Source organism: Paenibacillus sanfengchensis, from assembly GCF_036864765.1.
Lineage (GTDB): Bacteria > Bacillota > Bacilli > Paenibacillales > Paenibacillaceae > Fontibacillus > Fontibacillus sanfengchensis.
The window spans coordinates 136,819-154,235 of the sequence record NZ_JBAGJC010000002.1 but is presented as its reverse complement, the minus strand read 5'-3'; the positions used below and the strand labels follow the sequence as shown (position 1 = coordinate 154,235).

Genomic DNA, 17,417 nt, shown 5'->3' with positions numbered 1-17,417 from the left:
ATACGGTTTGAATACAGTTTGCGGATGGGCAAAGCTCAGGGATGAACTTCCGAGTAGTTTTGTTGTGAACTTTTTCATGTGCCCCGCAAAACTTTTAGGAGGGAACGAAAAAAATGAACAAAGGACGCGTTGTTAGCGTAATGGGTCCGGTTGTTGATATCGAGTTTGACCGCGGTCAACTGCCGGAAATCTTTAACGCCATCAGAATTATGAATCAAAACGCGGAGGATGGGAAAGGCGATCTGATTCTGGAAGCGTCCAACCATCTGGGCGACAACCTGGTCCGTTGTATCGCGATGTCGTCGACGGACGGTTTGGTGCGCGGTACGGAAGCCGAGGACTTGGGTGCTCCGATCTCCGTTCCTGTAGGTGAGGTCACGCTTAGCCGGGTTTTCAACGTGCTTGGGGACACCATTGACAACAAAGGTCAAATTGACGGGGTTCTGCGTAATCCGATCCACCGCGAGCCGCCGAAATTCGAGGATTTGTCGACACAAGCCGAAATCCTGGAAACCGGGATTAAGGTTATCGACCTGCTGGCTCCCTATGCCAAGGGCGGTAAAATCGGTTTGTTCGGCGGTGCGGGCGTAGGTAAAACCGTAACGATTCAGGAATTGATCCGTAACATCGCCCATGAACATGGCGGTATTTCGGTATTTGCCGGCGTAGGGGAACGTACCCGCGAAGGTAATGACCTTTATATGGAAATGACGGAATCCGGCGTTATTGAAAAAACGGCGATGGTGTTCGGACAAATGAACGAACCTCCAGGCGCGCGTTTGCGTGTCGCATTGACCGGTTTGACGATGGCTGAGTACTTCCGCGATCAGGAAGGCCGCGACGTGCTGCTCTTTATCGATAACATTTTCCGTTTCACGCAAGCGGGTTCCGAAGTTTCGGCCTTGCTCGGCCGGATGCCTTCTGCGGTAGGTTATCAGCCTACGCTTGCGACCGAAATGGGCCAGCTTCAGGAACGGATTACGTCGACCAAAAAAGGTTCGGTTACATCGATCCAGGCGATTTACGTGCCTGCGGATGACTATACGGACCCGGCTCCTGCAACGACGTTTGCCCACTTGGACGCAACGACGAACCTGGAGCGTAAAATTTCCGAGAAAGGGATCTTCCCTGCCGTGGATCCGCTGGCTTCCAGCTCCCGGATTCTGACTCCGGAAATCGTCGGCGAAGAACATTACAATGTAGCGCAAGGCGTTAAGCAACTTTTGGCTCGTTACAAAGAGCTGCAGGATATTATCGCCATCCTGGGCATGGACGAATTGTCCGAGGATGACAAGCTGCTTGTAGCCCGTGCCCGGAAGGTCGAACGCTTCCTTTCGCAGCCATTTAACGTTGCTGAACAGTTCACCGGCCTTAAAGGGAAGTATGTGCCGATCGCTGAAACCGTACGTAGCTTTAAGGAAATTTTGGACGGCAAGCACGACAATCTTCCTGAAGCAGCCTTCCTCTTCGTCGGTCCGATTGAAGAAGCTGTGGAAAAAGCGAAAAATCTCTAATACGCACCGTTAACGCGGATGCTTCAGAAATGAACGTCCCACGAAACAGGAGGGATGAAAGTGAGTACCTTTTTATTGGAAATCGTCACACCGGAGCATGTCGTATTCTCCGAACAGGTCGAGAGCCTGACGGTCCGCGGATTGGAAGGGGAATTGGGGATTTTGCCGGGGCATATCCCCTTTGTTACCCCTTTGCAGGTAGCCACGATTGTCGTGAAAGCCGCAGGAAAAACGAAGAACATTGCGGTGCATGGAGGCTTTGTTGAGGTCCAGAGCGACAAAACGATTGTTTTGGCGGAGAGCGCGGAGCTGCCGGAAGAGATCGACGTGGAACGCGCCATTGCGGCGAGAGAACGTGCGGAACGCCGGTTGTCCGCCAGCACGCAGGATGCCATCGACCGCCGCCGGGCGGAGTTGGCGCTGCAGCGCGCGGTAACGCGGATCAATGTTTCGAGCCGCTCGAAAGAGTAGCGAGTTGGAGTCGGGTACCGGAGGGTGCCCGGCTTTTTTTATGAGGGATTCCCGATGAAACCGGACGTATGGAGCTAGGGCATAAATTCGCGGGTTCAGGAATTGCCCTCCCCTGGATTGACCATATTATCATTAAGACGTCTCAAAGCTGTCCGGTTTAGCAGCAAATCCCAATTGGAAGCGTGTCATTCCTCTAAAATATAAGCCGGTATATTCCGGAGGCTTCCAAAAATTCAATTTTCAGAAGAATAGATGAATTTGGAAACCTTTGCAAGCAAAAGAAATACTGGATTATTATCACGTGGCCAAGTATGATATATAGGTCTATAAATTTATTAGGCGTTATCCGATATATTAGGGGAGTTATATTAACCGATCAGGTCACTGCGGCATAAATATAACGTGACAGGAGGGAGTTCTTTATGAATCCGGTCGAGTCCGTCCCCGTATCGGTCGGGGTGAATGGCTTGACGGCCATACTCGTATCGCTGGCATGTGTGGCCCTGTCTTGGTGGGCGCTGCAAAACCTCAAGCTCGATTTATTCATCCGGCAACCGAAGGGGCCGCAAGGCAAACTGCTTCAACTGCTGCTTGCCGTTGTATTAGGAAGGTTCGTCGCTTCTTTCGTGCTGGAGTACTGGGGCTACACGCAAATGCTGCGCTATATGTTTTGATTCCTAAGTCATTGGTTATATGTGTGTTAGACTGTAGGGACGAGGGAGATTGTCGAATAACATCAAAACATTGTGTCAACAATGGTGAATAAGGACTACAGTTCGTTTAGACGTTCCTGGCTAGAAGACAGTGCCGTTTTCTCGGAAAAACTCGTCTTTTCGACAGGTTTAGAGCCTTGTGCGCCTCAAATGACCGATGATATGATGAAATTTAGGGAAAATGGTGAAAATGAACGCGCGGAGGGAACCAAGATGAGCAAATTTATCGTCCGCGGTGGCAATGTTTTGGCCGGGAACGTTAAAGTTAGCGGAGCTAAAAATTCAGTGCTGCCAATCATTGCAGCATCCTTGCTGGGCGAGGAAGGCGTAAGTATTATACGCGATGCCCCTCCTTTGGATGATGTGATGACTATAAATAAAGTATTGGAATCGCTAGGAGCGACCGTTACATATGACCGTGAAGTGATTACGGTCGATGCGCAAACTATCGCTTCCTGTGAAGCGCCGTACGAATGGGTACGGAAAATGCGGGCGTCTTTTCTCGTCATGGGCCCTTTGCTGACCAGAACGGGATACACCAGAATTTCATTGCCGGGAGGCTGCGCCATTGGTACAAGGCCGATCGACCAGCATCTCAAAGGATTTGAGGCCATGGGCGCGGAAATTAACCTGGGGCAGGGTTTTATTGAAGCCAGATCTCAAGGCAGACTCCGTGGGGCTAAAATTTATTTGGACGTAGCCAGTGTCGGCGCAACGGAGAATATTATGATGGCCGCAACATTGGCCGAAGGCACTACAGTGATTGAAAATGCCGCCAAGGAACCGGAAATTGTGGACCTGGCCAATTATTTGAACGGCATGGGCGCCGTCGTACGGGGAGCCGGTACCGGCGTGATTCGGATCGAAGGCGTCGAGAAGCTTCATGGTGTGGAGCACACTGTGATTCCGGATCGTGTTGAAGCGGGAACTTTCATGATCGCGGCCGCGGCAACCGGCGGCAACGTGTTCGTGGAGGGAGCGATCGCCGATCACTTGGGACCCATCATCTCGAAGCTCGAAGAAATGGGTGTGAGCGTGGAGATCCAGGAAAATGGCGTACGTGTTATGGCGGATAAGCCTTTGAAGGCGGTAGATGTCAAAACTTTGCCGTATCCGGGATTTCCGACGGATATGCAATCGCAGATGATGGCGCTGCTGCTGGTTTCTGAAGGAACCAGCGTAGTGACCGAAACGGTTTTTGAGAACCGCTTTATGCATGTGGATCAGTTCCGCCTCATGAACGCGGAGATTAAGGTAGAAGGACGCAGCGCGATCGTCACTGGCGGAGCCAAGCTTAGCGGAGCCAAGGTGTGCGCAACCGATCTGCGGGCCGGAGCCGCTTTGATTATCGCGGGTCTGGTGGCCGACGGGACAACGGAAGTAAGCGGAACGCATCATATCGACCGTGGTTATGTTCACTTGGCCGAGAAATTGTCCGGGCTGGGCGCCGATATTTGGCGGATCACGGAAAGCAAGGATGCCGCAGTCGAGAAAACAACAGTCCCCGTACAAGAGGAGCTGCCGCTTTTCAAAGTCCAGCCAACCTGGGCTTGATCTCGCGAAACGTATGATTTTATAAGTTTAGAAAACCCGACCACGCTTCTTGCGTGGTCTTTTTTGCTGTGTGGCAAAGCCACGGAAGCGAGGGGAAGTACCTAGCCGCACGCTGGCCTTGGCAGTAACGGACGCCATAGCAGTTATTTCGGCAAAAAGGATCGGTTACTGTGTCCTAACGGACCTAGTAGCGGCTATTGCTGTAATCCGGGCAAGGAACCCGCGAATTTGCAGGAATAGCCGCTATTCTGTCCATTAGAAATGGAAGGTCGCCTATTAGAGAGAAATAGCGGCTATTTTTCGCCGACGGTGCGGTTTGCACATCGATTCAACAAGCCCTACATTACAGGGGGCGCTCATCTTCTGCGGAAAGCTATCAGTTTCCCTGGTGGCATATCGCACTCCTGCTTATTGGTCGGGAAAAGTTCTAGCAATCCGATAAAACTCATATCTATAAGTATATCGGGGATTCAATAGTACCGGCAAAAAAGCTAGGTTGCCGCAAATGTACGCAGCAATGGAAGTAGCAGAGCCTACAGAACGCTGCAGCGAGAATCCGGAGGAGATGAGGTGCGAGATGAAGGAGCAAGGAAATCCGGTCCAACCGCGAGAAAAACTGATCTATGAAAAAAATAGAATTAAGGTAAAGCTGGACGAACCTGCTGTCCCCAAAGAGGAGGCGAAACCGGCACGGGTGGAGCCCCGTCCCGGGGAGGAGGCCCGCGGGGGAACGCACGGGCCGCCAAGCGCGGGCCCCGCAGCAGGGGAGACTCCGCTGCGGATGCGCCTTGCGCCCGGCGCGCCGCTGCGCCCTTCCTTCCGCAGGCGCGGAAGGAAGGGCGGGGCGCTAGCCGCCGGGCTGGCGGCGCTGGTGGCGCTGGCCGCGCTCGCGGTGCTGCTGCCGGCGCTGCTGGCCGGCCGCACCGGCGCGCCGCCGGCGCCGCACCTGCCTGCGGCCGCGCAGCCGCCGCAGGCCCGGACGCCCGCGGCCGCAGGCGGCGCGGGCGCGGAGCGGCTCGCCCCGGCGGAGGGCTCGCCCGCCGAGGGCCGGACCCTGGTGCGCGTCTATCTATCGCGCACCGGGTCCGTCGAAAGCCTGCCGCTCGAACAGTACGTGACCGGCGTACTGGCGGCCGAGATGCCGGCGGACTTTGAGCTGGAGGCGCTCAAAGCACAGGCGGTCGCGGCCCGCACCTTTATCGTCCGCCGGCTGGCAGCCCGGGATACGAGCGGCATCCCCGGCGGCAAGGCGGACGTCAAGGACACGGTAGACCATCAGGCATACCTGTCCCGGAAAACCCTGGAGAAGTGGAAGCGGGACGGGAAGACGGAACAACTGGCCAGGCTGGAACGGGCGGTTCAAGAAACACAGGGAATCGTGATGACCTACCAGGGACAACCGATTACGGCCTCCTTTTTTTCGGCGAGCGGGGGCTATACGGAGAATTCTGAGGAGTACTGGTCGCTGCGGGTGCCTTATCTTCGCAGTGTGGCCAGCCCTTGGGACGCCGGGGTGAATCCGAGAAACGAAGTAACGGTCACGCTTCCCGTCAGCGAGGTACTGGGCAAGTTGGGCCAATCCGTCCCCGTTATCCCCGTCTCCGGGGGCGGAACGGAAAAAACGGAATACTCGGATCGTCTTTTTCGCATTCTCTCCTATACTTCGGGAAGGCGTGTTAAACAAATTCTGGTAGGGGGCAAAACTTATACCGGGCGGGAGGTCCGGGAGAAGCTGGGGCTGCGCTCCAGCCAATTCAGGCTGGACGTGGACGGCAGGAACGTGAAGATTACGACCTACGGGTACGGACACGGCGTCGGCATGAGCCAATGGGGGGCGAACGGGATGGCCAAGAACGGGCATACCGCAGCCCAGATTCTCAAACACTACTATACCGGGATTTCTTTCGAAGGGGCTGCCGATCTGCTGAAATAGTTTAGATTCCCTTACTCTAAGAAATTTTTCAAAATTGATATAAAGCGAAGTATAAAAGCTCGGGCCGCGGTAACACTGGTTATTGAGGTGATGAGCAAATGAATGAACAGAACAACAAAAACAAACCCCATGAGGAATCTCCTAAAATTGCAATGGGAGAACCGGTCGTACCGGCGTCCGCATGGAAGAAACTATTGTCCAAGAGATGGGTTTACCCGGCGGTGTACATGGCAGCAGCGGCAATTATACTAACCTTAGTGTGGGTCTACCAGGATGCCAGCCAGAAGCCGATGGATTCCACACCTGCCAGCGTGACGGATTCCATGGAGTCGCCGGGCAGTCAGGACCTGCCGAACGGGGATAAAACCGCGCAAGGGACGAAGGACGGAAACGGAAAAGCGGTCGAAACGACCGCGGTCGCCGAGGATTTGGCTTGGCCGGTAGCGAAAGCGGCGGAAGTGGCGATCGTTAAACCGTTTTACGACAATGAAGCGAGCGCCGAAGACCACGAAGCTGCGCTCGTCCAGTACAATGATACGTTTATCGCCAATACCGGGATCGATTTGGCCCGTGAGGACAACCAGTCGTTTGATGTCACCGCCGCGATGAGCGGAAAAGTGACCCGGGTGGAAGAGGTTCCACTGCTCGGCTTCGTTGTAGAAATCACGCATGCCAACAATTTGAAGACCGTGTATGAAAGTTTGGCTGAGGTGAAAGCGAAGTTGAACGCCGAGGTAAAACAAGGCGACGTCATTGCAACCGCCGGCCGGAACGAGATGGAAAAAGACCTTGGCAACCACGTTCACTTTGCCGTTTATGAAAACGGGGAACTGGTTAACCCGGTCCATGTGCTTCCGAAAAATCAATAATACGGCCGATCAACCGCAAAGCGGGGAGCCTCCGAGCTCCCCGCTTTTGTCATGCGCTCGCTCCGTTTTCTCCGGGAATGCGGGCTTTCGGACAAACCCTCTGTCAAAATAATTGGCCGCGCCCGGGCTTGTCAGGCTTGGAAACAAAGAATATATAGGCACGCCCCTCATATAATGTACCAAACTATCTCGAGTAGGGAGGCGGGAGCGTGCACGATTACATCAAGGAACGGACGATAAAAATCGGTCGCTGCATTGTGGAAACTCGGCACACGGTTCGGACCATTGCCAAAGAATTCGGCGTATCGAAAAGTACGGTGCATAAAGACTTAACCGAGCGTTTGCCGGAGATCAATCCGGATTTGGCGGACCAGGTCAAGCACATTCTCGAATATCATAAGTCGATCAGGCATCTTCGGGGAGGCGAAGCGACGAAAATCAAGTACAAGAAGAAAGGACAATCGAAGCGGGAAGTGATTAGCTCGGCCCGTTAAAGAGAAATTGGATGATTTATCCTGCAAACCAAGGAATGTGATTGAACACCTCCCCCAAAGTATGGTATTTTTAAATATGGTATGAGAATGTGGATTTTTATCCAATGTTCCCGAGTTTTGCAGTTTTTTGCGACTTTTTTGTCGAATATCGGCTCCGTGATTCGGGGAAGCTTTTACCATATACTAAGCCATGAAAATACGTTTTGGGGGAGCATCGTGATGATGAGCAAGGATATTGGTATTGATTTGGGCACAGCCAATGTGCTGATTCATGTCAAGGGAAGGGGAGTCGTTCTTGACGAGCCGTCTGTGGTTGCGATCGATAGCGACGCGAAGCGCGTGCTGGCGGTCGGTGAGGAAGCCCGAAAGATGGTCGGCCGTACGCCGGGAAATATCATCGCGATCCGTCCTTTGCGGGACGGCGTAATTGCTGATTTTGAAGTTACGGAAACGATGCTCAAACATTTCATTGACCGCGTGGGGGGGCGAAGCTGGTACAGCCATCCGCGTATTTTGATTTGTGCGCCTACGAACATTACGTCCGTCGAGCAGAAATCGATTCGCGAAGCGGCGGAACACAGCGGCGCCAAAGAAGTTTTCATGGAGGAAGAGCCGAAAGCCGCCGCTATTGGCGCGGGAATGGACATATTCGAACCGAGCGGCAACATGGTTGTCGATATCGGCGGAGGGACGACGGATGTGGCGGTGCTCTCGATGGGAGACATCGTCACGGCTTCGTCCATTAAAATCGCCGGGGACAAGTTTGATGGCGCCATCATTAAATATATTAAAACGAAGTACAAGCTGTTGATCGGGGAGCGCACCGCGGAAGATATCAAAATCGCGATCGGAACCGTTCACCCGTCCGGACTCGTGGCGGAAATGGATATCCGCGGCAGGGACATGGTATCCGGGCTGCCGCTTACGATTACAGTGACGTCCGCCGAAATCCAGGAGGCCTTGGCCGATCCGGTTTCCTCGATTGTCACTGCGGCGAAATCGGTGCTGGAGCGCACTCCGCCGGAACTGTCCGCCGACATTATCGACCGCGGCGTGATTTTGACGGGCGGAGGCGCTCTGCTGAACGGATTGGACGAGCTGTTGGCCGAGGAACTTCACGTTCCGGTTTTGATCGCCGAAGATCCGATGCACTGCGTTGTCAAAGGGACAGGCATCATGCTGGACAATTTGGACCGGGTAGTTAAGAAAAAGTTCTAAACTGCCGATATAAAGGGTATACGAATGAAATCGCGAGTTGCGATTGACATAAATAGTATGAATCAATCCGGTCCGGAACATTCGCCGGCACCTTAGTTTGGAGGTTTGTCCATGTTAAGAGGGCTTTACACCGCGGCATCCGGGATGATCACGGAGCAGCGGCGGCATGACACGGTGACTCAGAATATCGCAAATATCAACACTCCGGGGTACAAGCAAGTGAATTCGGTAAACCGCTCTTTTCCGGATATGCTGGTTTCTTTGATGGGTGACAAGCAGTCCGGGTACGCCAAGCGTATCGGTAAATTGACAACGGGCGTTTTTGCGGAAGAAAGCATGTCTTCTTATGTACAGGGGGATTTGCGTGAAACGGGCAAGGCTTCGAATTTCGCGCTTATGTCCAGCCTCAGTTTAAACGACCCGACGACAGGGGAGCCGATCCCTTTCGACGCCTCGGGGAAATACGTGAATGAAGACGGCGAAGTCATCTATCGTCCGGAAGCTTTCTTTGCGGTCATGGACAATAATGATGAAGTACGTTACACTCGGGACGGCAACTTTACGGTGACCGCAACCGGTGAGTTGCTGACTTCGTCCGGGCAGCGCGTGCTCGACAGCCAAGGTAACCCTATCGTACTTGCGCAAGGACAGTCGCTGGAGCAGTTGCAATGCGATGCGCTGGGCAACTTGTTCACGTATGACGACACTGGGGCCAGAGTCGATGTCGCCACGCTTGGGGTTTCCATAGTCAACCGGCCGCAAGAATTGGTGCGGGACGGTAACGGTGTCTTCCGAGCTCAGGATCCGGAGGTTGCGGACATTCAGCCTCTTCCTCAGCAAGGGGTGGAAGGAGTGCAGGTACGTCAAGGTTATCTTGAAGTATCCAATGTCGACACGGCCCAGGCCATGGTGGACCTGCTGGCGGCACAGCGCGCATACGAATCGAATCAAAAGGTTATTCAATTTTACGATAAGAGCTTGGAGAAGGCCGTTAATGAAATCGGACGCGTATAAACCAGGCTTTAACCAAGGAGGTGCCTCATGAACAACTCCATGATCAGTGCGATGGTTTCGATGAACGGAATCCAGCAGCGCCTGGATGTGATTTCGAACAATATCGCGAACTTGGACAATACGGGCTACAAGCGACAGGAAGCTTCTTTTGAAGATACGCTGACCCGGGTGAAGCAACAGATTTCCAAAATGGATTTACCCGGGAGAGCCACTCCCCTCGGATTCGATATGGGCTTCGGATCGCGGGTAACTTCGATTACCAGCAACTTTGCCCAAGGGTCGATTAAAGAGACCGGCAATCCGACGGATTTCGCCATCGAGGGGGATGCTTTGTTTGCGGTACTGACACCGGAAGGAAAGGCCTATACGCGCGGAGGCGATTTCAACATCCAGCCGGATCCGAACGATCCGGAATCCAGCTACCTTGTTACCAAGCTGGGGCACTATGTATTGAATGCGAATGGGGATCGCATCGCGGTTCCGTCCGGCGCCAAACTGCAGGTGGATCCTCGGGGCAATATTAGCGCCGTGACTGAGGCGGGGGCAACCGCGCTCGGACGCTTTCAACTGATGACGCCGCTTCGTCCGGACGCCCTGAAATCTGTTGACGGAAATCTCTATGCTTTGGCTGCCGGGGCGGTTGAGGCGGATGTTCTGGCGGATACGACGACACTGCCGCAGGGACAGCAAGCCGCGCTTCGGCAAGGCGCGTTGGAAGGCTCCAACGTCAATCTGACTGATGAAATGGCTGAGATGATGCAAGTGCAGCGCGCTTATCAGCTTGCCGCCCGGGCATTGACCTCCAGCGAGACGATGATGGGCTTGGCGAATAACTTGCGCGGGTAGGTGGACCATCATGACCCAAGAGAATACCTCGTCTGCGGCGAAACGCAGCGGGTGGATCATCGTCCTCCGGATGCTTCTGATTCTGCTGTTTCTGGTCATCGCTCTGGTCGGGGGCGCCGCGATCGGTTATGTCGTACTGGGTAAGCAAGAGCTTTCCGGGATTTTGCAATGGAGCACATGGAAGCATGTTTTTGATCTGGTCTTTGCATCATGACCGGTTTTTCCAAGAACATTAATGCTGGATTTTTATCGCCTTATAAATAGAAGAAAACGAATGCATGGATTGGATGAAACTCCCGGGAACGGGAGTTTTCTTTTTCGGGTCATAAAATGTATAATGATGGAGGAATGTGCGCGCTGAACATCAAAAGGGCTTGATCCGCACGCGGGTAAACCGTCTGCGGATAAGCCCCTTATCTTAACCTCCGCTTCTGCAGATGCGGAGGATACTATCAGTGTAGCCGCACGCCGTATCTTTTATACGAAAAATGACCGAGGCCCAAACAGGCCAACAACCAAAATGAAATCAGCTTACAACAGCTTACAAATGGAAAGGGGTAGGTATTACATAATGCTCGATACGAAGCAAATTCAGGAGATCATTCCTCATCGGCCGCCATTTCTATTCGTGGACCGGATTATTGAGATGGAGGAAGGCAAAAGAGCGGTAGGGATCAAGAACGTGACAGTCAATGAACCGTTCTTTGCCGGGCATTTTCCCGGTTTTCCCGTGATGCCCGGCGTACTGATTACGGAGGCCCTGGCCCAGGTGGGCGCGGCGGCGATGTTGAGCGTGGAGAGCAATAAGGGGAAGATCGGCTTTTTGGCCGGTCTGGATGGCTTCCGCTTCCGCGGACAGGTTTTTCCGGGCGATACGCTCCGGCTCGAAGTGGAGATTACCCGAATGAAGGGATCGATTGGCAAGGGACACGCGGTCGCCAAAGTCGATGATAAAATTGTCGCAGAGGGTGAAATTATGTTTGCGTTATCCTAAATGGGATTTGAAATTCGTATCTAGATACCGGTAAGGAGGCTTTTTTGAAACCATGACTGAATTGAGTATAACGATTAAAGAGAAAGTGGATAGCTGGCTAAATGATCCATCCATTGATGAGGCAACCAAACAGGAGCTTCGTTCCTTGGACAACAATCCAGCGGAACTGGAAGATCGCTTCTATCGCGATCTGGAGTTCGGAACCGGCGGTTTGCGCGGTGTTATCGGAGCCGGAAGCAACCGGATAAACCGGTACACGGTGGCCCGGGCTACGCAAGGGTTTGCTCGATATATCCTGGAGGAGCATGCCGGAAAAGAGGGCCAGCCTTCTGTGGTGATTGCCCATGATTGCCGTCATTTCTCCCCGGAATTCGCCTTGGAGGCCGCGCTGGTTCTGGCCGGCAACGGAATTGTCGCCAAGCTGTTTCCGTCGCTTCGGCCAACGCCGCAGCTGTCTTTTTCCGTACGCAGCTTGAAAGCTACCGGAGGCATCGTGATTACGGCGAGCCATAACCCTCCGGAATACAACGGGTACAAGGTCTATAACGCTTCCGGGGGACAGCTGGTTCCCCACGAGGCCGAGCGGGTGATCGGAAACATTCAGGCGCTGACTTCGTTAAATGAAGTGAAGCGGTTGAGCCGGGAGGAGGCGGAAGCTAAAGGGCTTCTCGTCTGGCTGGGTGAAGCTGAAGATGAAGCTTTTGTGGAAACCGTGGCGAATACGAGCGTGAACCGGGAATTGATGGCGGCCGGCGCGGCCAAGGACATCGTCGTTGTATTCACTCCCCTGCATGGCACTGGGAATTTGCCGGTACGACGCGCGCTGGAGAAAATCGGTTTTACCCAAGTGCACATCGTTAAGGAACAAGAGCAGCCGGATGGAGATTTTTCGACCGTGAAGTCCCCGAATCCGGAGGAGCGCGAGGCGTTCACCATGGCGATCGAGCTGGGCAAAAAAATCGGCGCGGACATCCTGATCGGAACGGACCCGGATGCCGACCGGATGGGCTCGGTTGTACGTACGAAGGAAGGGGAATATGAAATTCTGACCGGTAACCAGTCAGGTTCGCTGCTCGTTCATTACGTGCTGAGCCAGATGATGGAGAGAGGGGCGTTGCCGGCGAACGGCGCGGTCGTCAAAACGATCGTGACCAGCGAATTTGGAGCGGAAATCGCCCGTCGCTATGGCGCTGCCGTCTTCAATACCCTGACCGGCTTCAAATACATCGGCGAAAAAATGAACGAATTCGAACAAACCGGTCAGCATACGTACTTGTTCGGCTATGAGGAAAGCTATGGCTATCTGGCCGGTAACTATGCCCGCGATAAGGACGCGATCGTCGCTTCAACCTTGATTTGCGAAGCTGCGGCCTATTACAAGCAGCAGGGCAAGACGCTGATCGACGTGCTGGAGGAACTGTACCAGCAATACGGCTACTACCGTGAATCGCTGGCTTCCCGCACGCTGAAAGGCAAAGACGGACTGGCGAAGATCACCGCATTGATGGAAGACTTCCGCGCCAACCCGCCGAAAGATGTGGCGGGAATCCGGGTTGCGGAAGTGCGGGATTACCTGAATGGAATCGAGGGACTGCCGAAGGAGAACGTCCTGAAGTTCCTGTTGGAGGACGGTTCCTGGTTCTGCCTCCGTCCGTCGGGAACGGAGCCGAAGATCAAATTTTATTTTGCCGTTCGCGGTACGTCGAATGAAGATGCCAAGGCACGTCTGTCCCAGTTGGAGGACGAAGTGCTCGCCCGCGTAGACGCGTAAGGCTGAATGGATTTGACGGAGAGTTCGGTGCCGCCCCGTGGAAATTTATTTATTAAGCGGGGCGGGCCATGCCGTGATTTTTTTACTTTTGAGGAGGTACCCTTGTGATTCGAAGTTGGCAGCGGTGGAATGACGCTTCCCGCAAATGGTTATGGATCTTGGTCATTGTTGGCATCGTGGCGTCTTTGCCCGTAATTATGCAGCGTGTGCAAACGGAGTCGTCGGCGAATAAAGTGGAAATCGTATTTAATTACAGAGGGCTGTTGGATATTGCCTCGTATCAGGCCAATCCGGCAGCTTACCTGGATGAACAGCTGGACAAGCTGAAAGAGGCCGGCGTCAATACGATGGCGATGTTCGAAAGCACGCTCGACGAATTGTCGAAGACGCGCCGGATCATGGTGTTTGGCGCGGCAGAGGCGGCAAAGATGACGCGGACGGTCGTTTCTCCGGACAGCAATTATACGTATATTGCTTTTACCAGCCCGGAGAATGAAGAAATCCTTGGGCCGATGATCCGAGAGGCCTTCGAGAAGCTGGATGTTTCCGTGGCTCCATGGAAATATGAGGATCACGGGGGGCTCGTAATTCAATTGGGCGCGGAGGAAGCGGCGTTGAAGCAGTTGCCGCTGGATCCCATCGCATTTGATATGCTGCGGGAGAAAGGATTCAATATTTTGCCGCGCCTGTCCGACAATGTTCCTTACGATCAAGAGTTGATGGATCAGCAGTTGGCGTTCTTCGCCGAGAACGGAGTCAAGCGGATTCTGTTTGACGGGGAAGCGGTTAAAGGGTTTCAGGATAATGAAGAGAAGAACAGCCTTCAATCCTTTGCGGACCTGCTCCGGAAACACGGGATTGGCCTTGCGGCTATCGAGAACTTGAAAGCACCGCAAAAAGGGTTAAACCAACTGGCTTATTTGTTGGATTATAACATTGTGCGCTTGCATTCCTTGGCGGATACGGAGGCTGGATCGGATAAAGCCGTATTGGCCGACCGTCTGGTTCTGGCTACCAAAGACCGGAATATTCGGATGATTTATTTGAACGCATCGCCGTCGAAGGATGCCACCAAAGCGGCTATTACAAATCCGATCAATAACCTGGTCGACGCGCTCAAAGGCCCGGAAGGGGCCATAGCGCGCATGCAGCATAACGGCTTCGAGACGGGGCAGGCGGAGGCGTTTCAAATTCATGATGCTTCCTGGCAAAAATATTTGAAAGCCATCGTCGTTTTGGGCGGAGTTGCCTTTATCGCTCTGCTGATCTCTTACTTTATCGCGCCGTTGACGCTGCTGGTGTTTTTGCTCGGGCTGATCGGTTCGGCGGGGCTTTACGTGCTGCAGCCTTCTATGCTGGAAAAGGCGCTCGCCTTGTTCGTGGCCATCAGCGGGCCGACGATCGCGACCATTCTCGCGATTCGCAAAGTGAAGGAAATCAGGGAGGCCCACCCGCGCCTGTCGGCCGGACGCCGGGCTACGCATGCGGTTGTTCTTTACGTAAAAACGGCGATTATCTCGCTGGCGGCGGTTCCGTTCGTGATCGCTTTGCTGAACAATATCACTTACAGTCTTGTGCTGGATCAATTCCGCGGCGTAGGTCTGTTGCATCTGGCTCCGATTTTGCTGGTGGCCATGTATGTTTTCCTGTATCAAGGAAGCTCGGTTTGGCAGGAACTTCGTAATTGGATGCGTATGCCGATTACGCTGATTTGGGTGGTTGCGGCTGGTGTGCTTGCCATCGTTGCGTATTATTATATGACGCGCACCGGGAATGCCGGTACGCTGCTGCCGGGAGAAGCGGCATTCCGCTCTTTCCTGGAAAACACATTCGGTGTTCGTCCGCGCAACAAGGAGTTCTTGCTGGCGCATCCGCTCTTCATCGCCGGCGTATTCGCCGCCTTCCGTTATCGTTGGGCGCTCTACGCCATGATCGTTGCGGTGATGGGGCAACTGTCCATGGTCGACACATTCGCGCATATTCATACTCCGGCGGTTCTCTCCTTGATCCGCGGGTTGCTCGGACTCGGCCTGGGACTTCTTGTTGGCCTGATCGCTATTCTGATCTGGCATATTATTGAAAGGTGCTGGGATAAATGGTCGCCGCGTCTTCTCAAACCTTAGTTCTTTCCGGTTATTACGGATACCGCAACAGCGGGGACGAAGCTGTGCTGCAGTCGATCCTGTCCGCGCTGGAGGAAGAAAGCCTGACCGCGGGAATATCCATCACACCGGTGGTATTGTCGATCGATCCCGAATGGACGTCTCGAACTTACGGCGTCCAGGCCGTCCACCGGATGAAACTGGCAGAGGTAAGGAACGCTATTAAGAACAGCGACGGTCTGATCAGCGGCGGGGGGAGCCTGCTGCAGGACGCGACCGGGCTCGGCTCGATCCCATATTATCTGGGAATTCTCAAGATCGCCCAGTGGCTGGGCAAGCCGACCTTTGTATACGCGCAGGGCATCGGGCCGGTTCGCCGCAAATTATTCCGGCCGGCGATCGCTTCGGTGTTCCGCCGCTGCGCATATGTATCGGTCCGGGATATCGAATCGGCCGAACTGCTCCGCAGCATGGGGATCCGGAAGGAGGCCGTCCAGGTCGTTCCGGACCCGGTCATGGGCTTGGCCCTGCCGGAGGCGGGGGCTGTGGGCGCTGCCACCGGCGGTGGCGAGCTGCCGGTGGTCGGGGTATCGGTCCGCTTCTGGAACACCGAGCGGACCGAACTTACGAAGCTGGCCGAAGGCCTCGCCTCGCTCTGCCGCCGCAAGCCGGTGCATATCCGGTTCCTGCCGTTTCATTTCCCCGGCGACGACGAAGCTTCGCGCTTCGTCATGGAGCGCTTGGGAAATGTGGCGGAACACGGAAGCACCGTGAGTATTGCGGCGGAGACGGAGCATCCGTACGAGATGCTTCGCGAGGTGAGCCGCTGCCGCCTGCTGATCGGAATGAGGCTGCACAGCCTCATTTACGCTGCTTCGCAGGAAGTGCCGCTGCTCGGCGTTTCGTACGATCCGAAGATCGACCATTTCCTGGGCCGCCTCGGCAGCGTGCCGGTCGGTACCACGGAGGAGCTCGATCCCCGGATCGTTGCCTCGCAAGCCGAGCGCCTGCTGCTGGAAGGCGATGTCTGGCGTACGGCGCACGCTCCGAAAATTTCGGAGCTGAAGCGCGAGGCCCGCACCCCAGCGCGGCGCATCGTAGAATTTTTAGGAAGCAAAGGGTGAGCTAGTGTGGAGACGCAACAAAAACAGGATCAGGCCATTCCCACGGTGTCCGTTTTCGGTGTATCCGTGTGCAAGTTGGGCATGGAGGACACGGTCCGGTATCTGATTGAGGCGGTCCGTTTGCGCAAGCCCCATCAGGTCATTACGGCCAATCCGATCATGCTGATGGCCGCAATGGAAGACCCCGCGTACAAGAAAATCATGCAGGAGGCCGAATTGGTTGTGCCGGACGGAACCGGGCTCGTTTGGGCCGCACAGAAGGGCGGCGATCCGGTGACGGAGCGGGTTGCGGGGTTTGACCTGCTGCATAGGCTTATGCGGGAGGGAGAGAGCCGCCGCTGGAAGGTTTACCTGCTGGGTTCAACCCCGGAAGTGATTCAGGAAGCGGCCCGGCGGTTAACATTGCAATATCCGGGGACGGAAATTGTCGGATATCGCGATGGCTACTTCAAACCGGATCAAGACCTTGAAGTGGTCGAAGCGATTAAGGCCGCTGCGCCGGATTTGCTATTTGTCGCCCGGGGCGCCGATACTCAGGAGCCGTGGATCGGAAAATACAAGCAAGCCCTGGGAGTTCCGGTGATGATGGGCGTCGGAGGAAGCCTGGATATTATTTCAGGCAAGACAAAACGGGCCCCGGTCACATTCCAGAAAATGCGGCTGGAATGGCTGTACCGCCTGCTCTCGGAGCCGACCCGCTTCCGGAGAATGCTTGCGCTGCCGAAATTCGTAGTCCGCGTACTGCGTGCGGGAGAAAACCTGACGAAAATGGGCTAAATAACCGGGTTTTTACGCAAAAC

General features: G+C 54.5%; 16 protein-coding genes. All 16 read left to right on the top strand.

The window, feature by feature from the left end:
* Positions 1–113 precede the first annotated feature (113 nt).
* The 16 genes from atpD to V4U84_RS04050 all read left to right on the top strand — a co-directional run bounded on the left by atpD (position 114) and on the right by V4U84_RS04050 (position 17,394).
* Positions 114–1,514 (top strand): F0F1 ATP synthase subunit beta, encoded by a 1,401-nt coding sequence (gene atpD, locus V4U84_RS04125; protein ID WP_334072192.1) that lies wholly within the window; start codon positions 114–116, stop codon positions 1,512–1,514.
* Positions 1,515–1,574: 60 nt separating this feature from the next.
* Positions 1,575–1,985, top strand: a complete 411-nt coding sequence (locus tag V4U84_RS04120) for a F0F1 ATP synthase subunit epsilon (protein ID WP_334072191.1) — start codon at positions 1,575–1,577, stop codon at positions 1,983–1,985.
* Between the two features lie 422 nt (positions 1,986–2,407).
* Complete coding sequence (locus V4U84_RS04115; RefSeq protein ID WP_334072190.1) at positions 2,408–2,659, top strand: DUF1146 family protein; 252 nt, start codon at positions 2,408–2,410, stop codon at positions 2,657–2,659.
* 252 nt (positions 2,660–2,911) lie between these two features.
* The gene (gene murA, locus V4U84_RS04110) at positions 2,912–4,252 is read left to right on the top strand and encodes a UDP-N-acetylglucosamine 1-carboxyvinyltransferase (RefSeq protein ID WP_334072189.1); all 1,341 of its coding nucleotides are present in this window, start codon (positions 2,912–2,914) and stop codon (positions 4,250–4,252) included.
* 577 nt (positions 4,253–4,829) lie between these two features.
* Positions 4,830–6,185: a stage II sporulation protein D gene (spoIID, locus tag V4U84_RS04105; protein ID WP_334076809.1), complete on the top strand. Its 1,356-nt coding sequence runs from the start codon at positions 4,830–4,832 to the stop codon at positions 6,183–6,185.
* A 98-nt stretch (positions 6,186–6,283) separates the two neighbouring features.
* A complete protein-coding gene (locus V4U84_RS04100) occupies positions 6,284–7,054 on the top strand; it encodes a M23 family metallopeptidase (protein WP_334072187.1) in 771 nt (256 codons plus the stop codon).
* A 209-nt stretch (positions 7,055–7,263) separates the two neighbouring features.
* Positions 7,264–7,548, top strand: a complete 285-nt coding sequence (gene spoIIID, locus V4U84_RS04095) for a sporulation transcriptional regulator SpoIIID (protein ID WP_114497259.1) — start codon at positions 7,264–7,266, stop codon at positions 7,546–7,548.
* A 219-nt stretch (positions 7,549–7,767) separates the two neighbouring features.
* Positions 7,768–8,766, top strand: coding sequence for a rod shape-determining protein (gene mreB / locus V4U84_RS04090; RefSeq protein ID WP_334072720.1), 999 nt, complete (start codon positions 7,768–7,770; stop codon positions 8,764–8,766).
* A 111-nt stretch (positions 8,767–8,877) separates the two neighbouring features.
* Positions 8,878–9,780, top strand: coding sequence for a flagellar hook-basal body protein (locus V4U84_RS04085; RefSeq protein ID WP_334072186.1), 903 nt, complete (start codon positions 8,878–8,880; stop codon positions 9,778–9,780).
* A gap of 27 nt (positions 9,781–9,807) precedes the next feature.
* Entirely contained in the window at positions 9,808–10,626 is an 819-nt protein-coding gene (locus V4U84_RS04080) for a flagellar hook-basal body protein (protein WP_334072185.1), read from the top strand.
* 10 nt (positions 10,627–10,636) lie between these two features.
* A complete protein-coding gene (locus V4U84_RS04075; RefSeq protein ID WP_334072184.1) occupies positions 10,637–10,840 on the top strand; it encodes a DNA-directed RNA polymerase subunit beta in 204 nt (67 codons plus the stop codon).
* Between the two features lie 357 nt (positions 10,841–11,197).
* The gene (fabZ, locus tag V4U84_RS04070) at positions 11,198–11,620 is read left to right on the top strand and encodes a 3-hydroxyacyl-ACP dehydratase FabZ (RefSeq protein WP_334072183.1); all 423 of its coding nucleotides are present in this window, start codon (positions 11,198–11,200) and stop codon (positions 11,618–11,620) included.
* A 52-nt stretch (positions 11,621–11,672) separates the two neighbouring features.
* Positions 11,673–13,391 (top strand): phospho-sugar mutase, encoded by a 1,719-nt coding sequence (locus V4U84_RS04065; RefSeq protein WP_334072182.1) that lies wholly within the window; start codon positions 11,673–11,675, stop codon positions 13,389–13,391.
* A gap of 197 nt (positions 13,392–13,588) precedes the next feature.
* Positions 13,589–15,514, top strand: a complete 1,926-nt coding sequence (locus V4U84_RS04060) for a DUF5693 family protein (protein ID WP_416367211.1) — start codon at positions 13,589–13,591, stop codon at positions 15,512–15,514.
* Complete coding sequence (gene csaB, locus V4U84_RS04055; protein ID WP_334072180.1) at positions 15,487–16,617, top strand: polysaccharide pyruvyl transferase CsaB; 1,131 nt, start codon at positions 15,487–15,489, stop codon at positions 16,615–16,617. The genes V4U84_RS04060 and csaB overlap by 28 nt, the downstream gene beginning before the upstream one ends.
* Before the next feature lie 6 nt (positions 16,618–16,623).
* Positions 16,624–17,394 (top strand): WecB/TagA/CpsF family glycosyltransferase, encoded by a 771-nt coding sequence (locus V4U84_RS04050; protein ID WP_334072179.1) that lies wholly within the window; start codon positions 16,624–16,626, stop codon positions 17,392–17,394.
* Positions 17,395–17,417 lie beyond the last annotated feature (23 nt).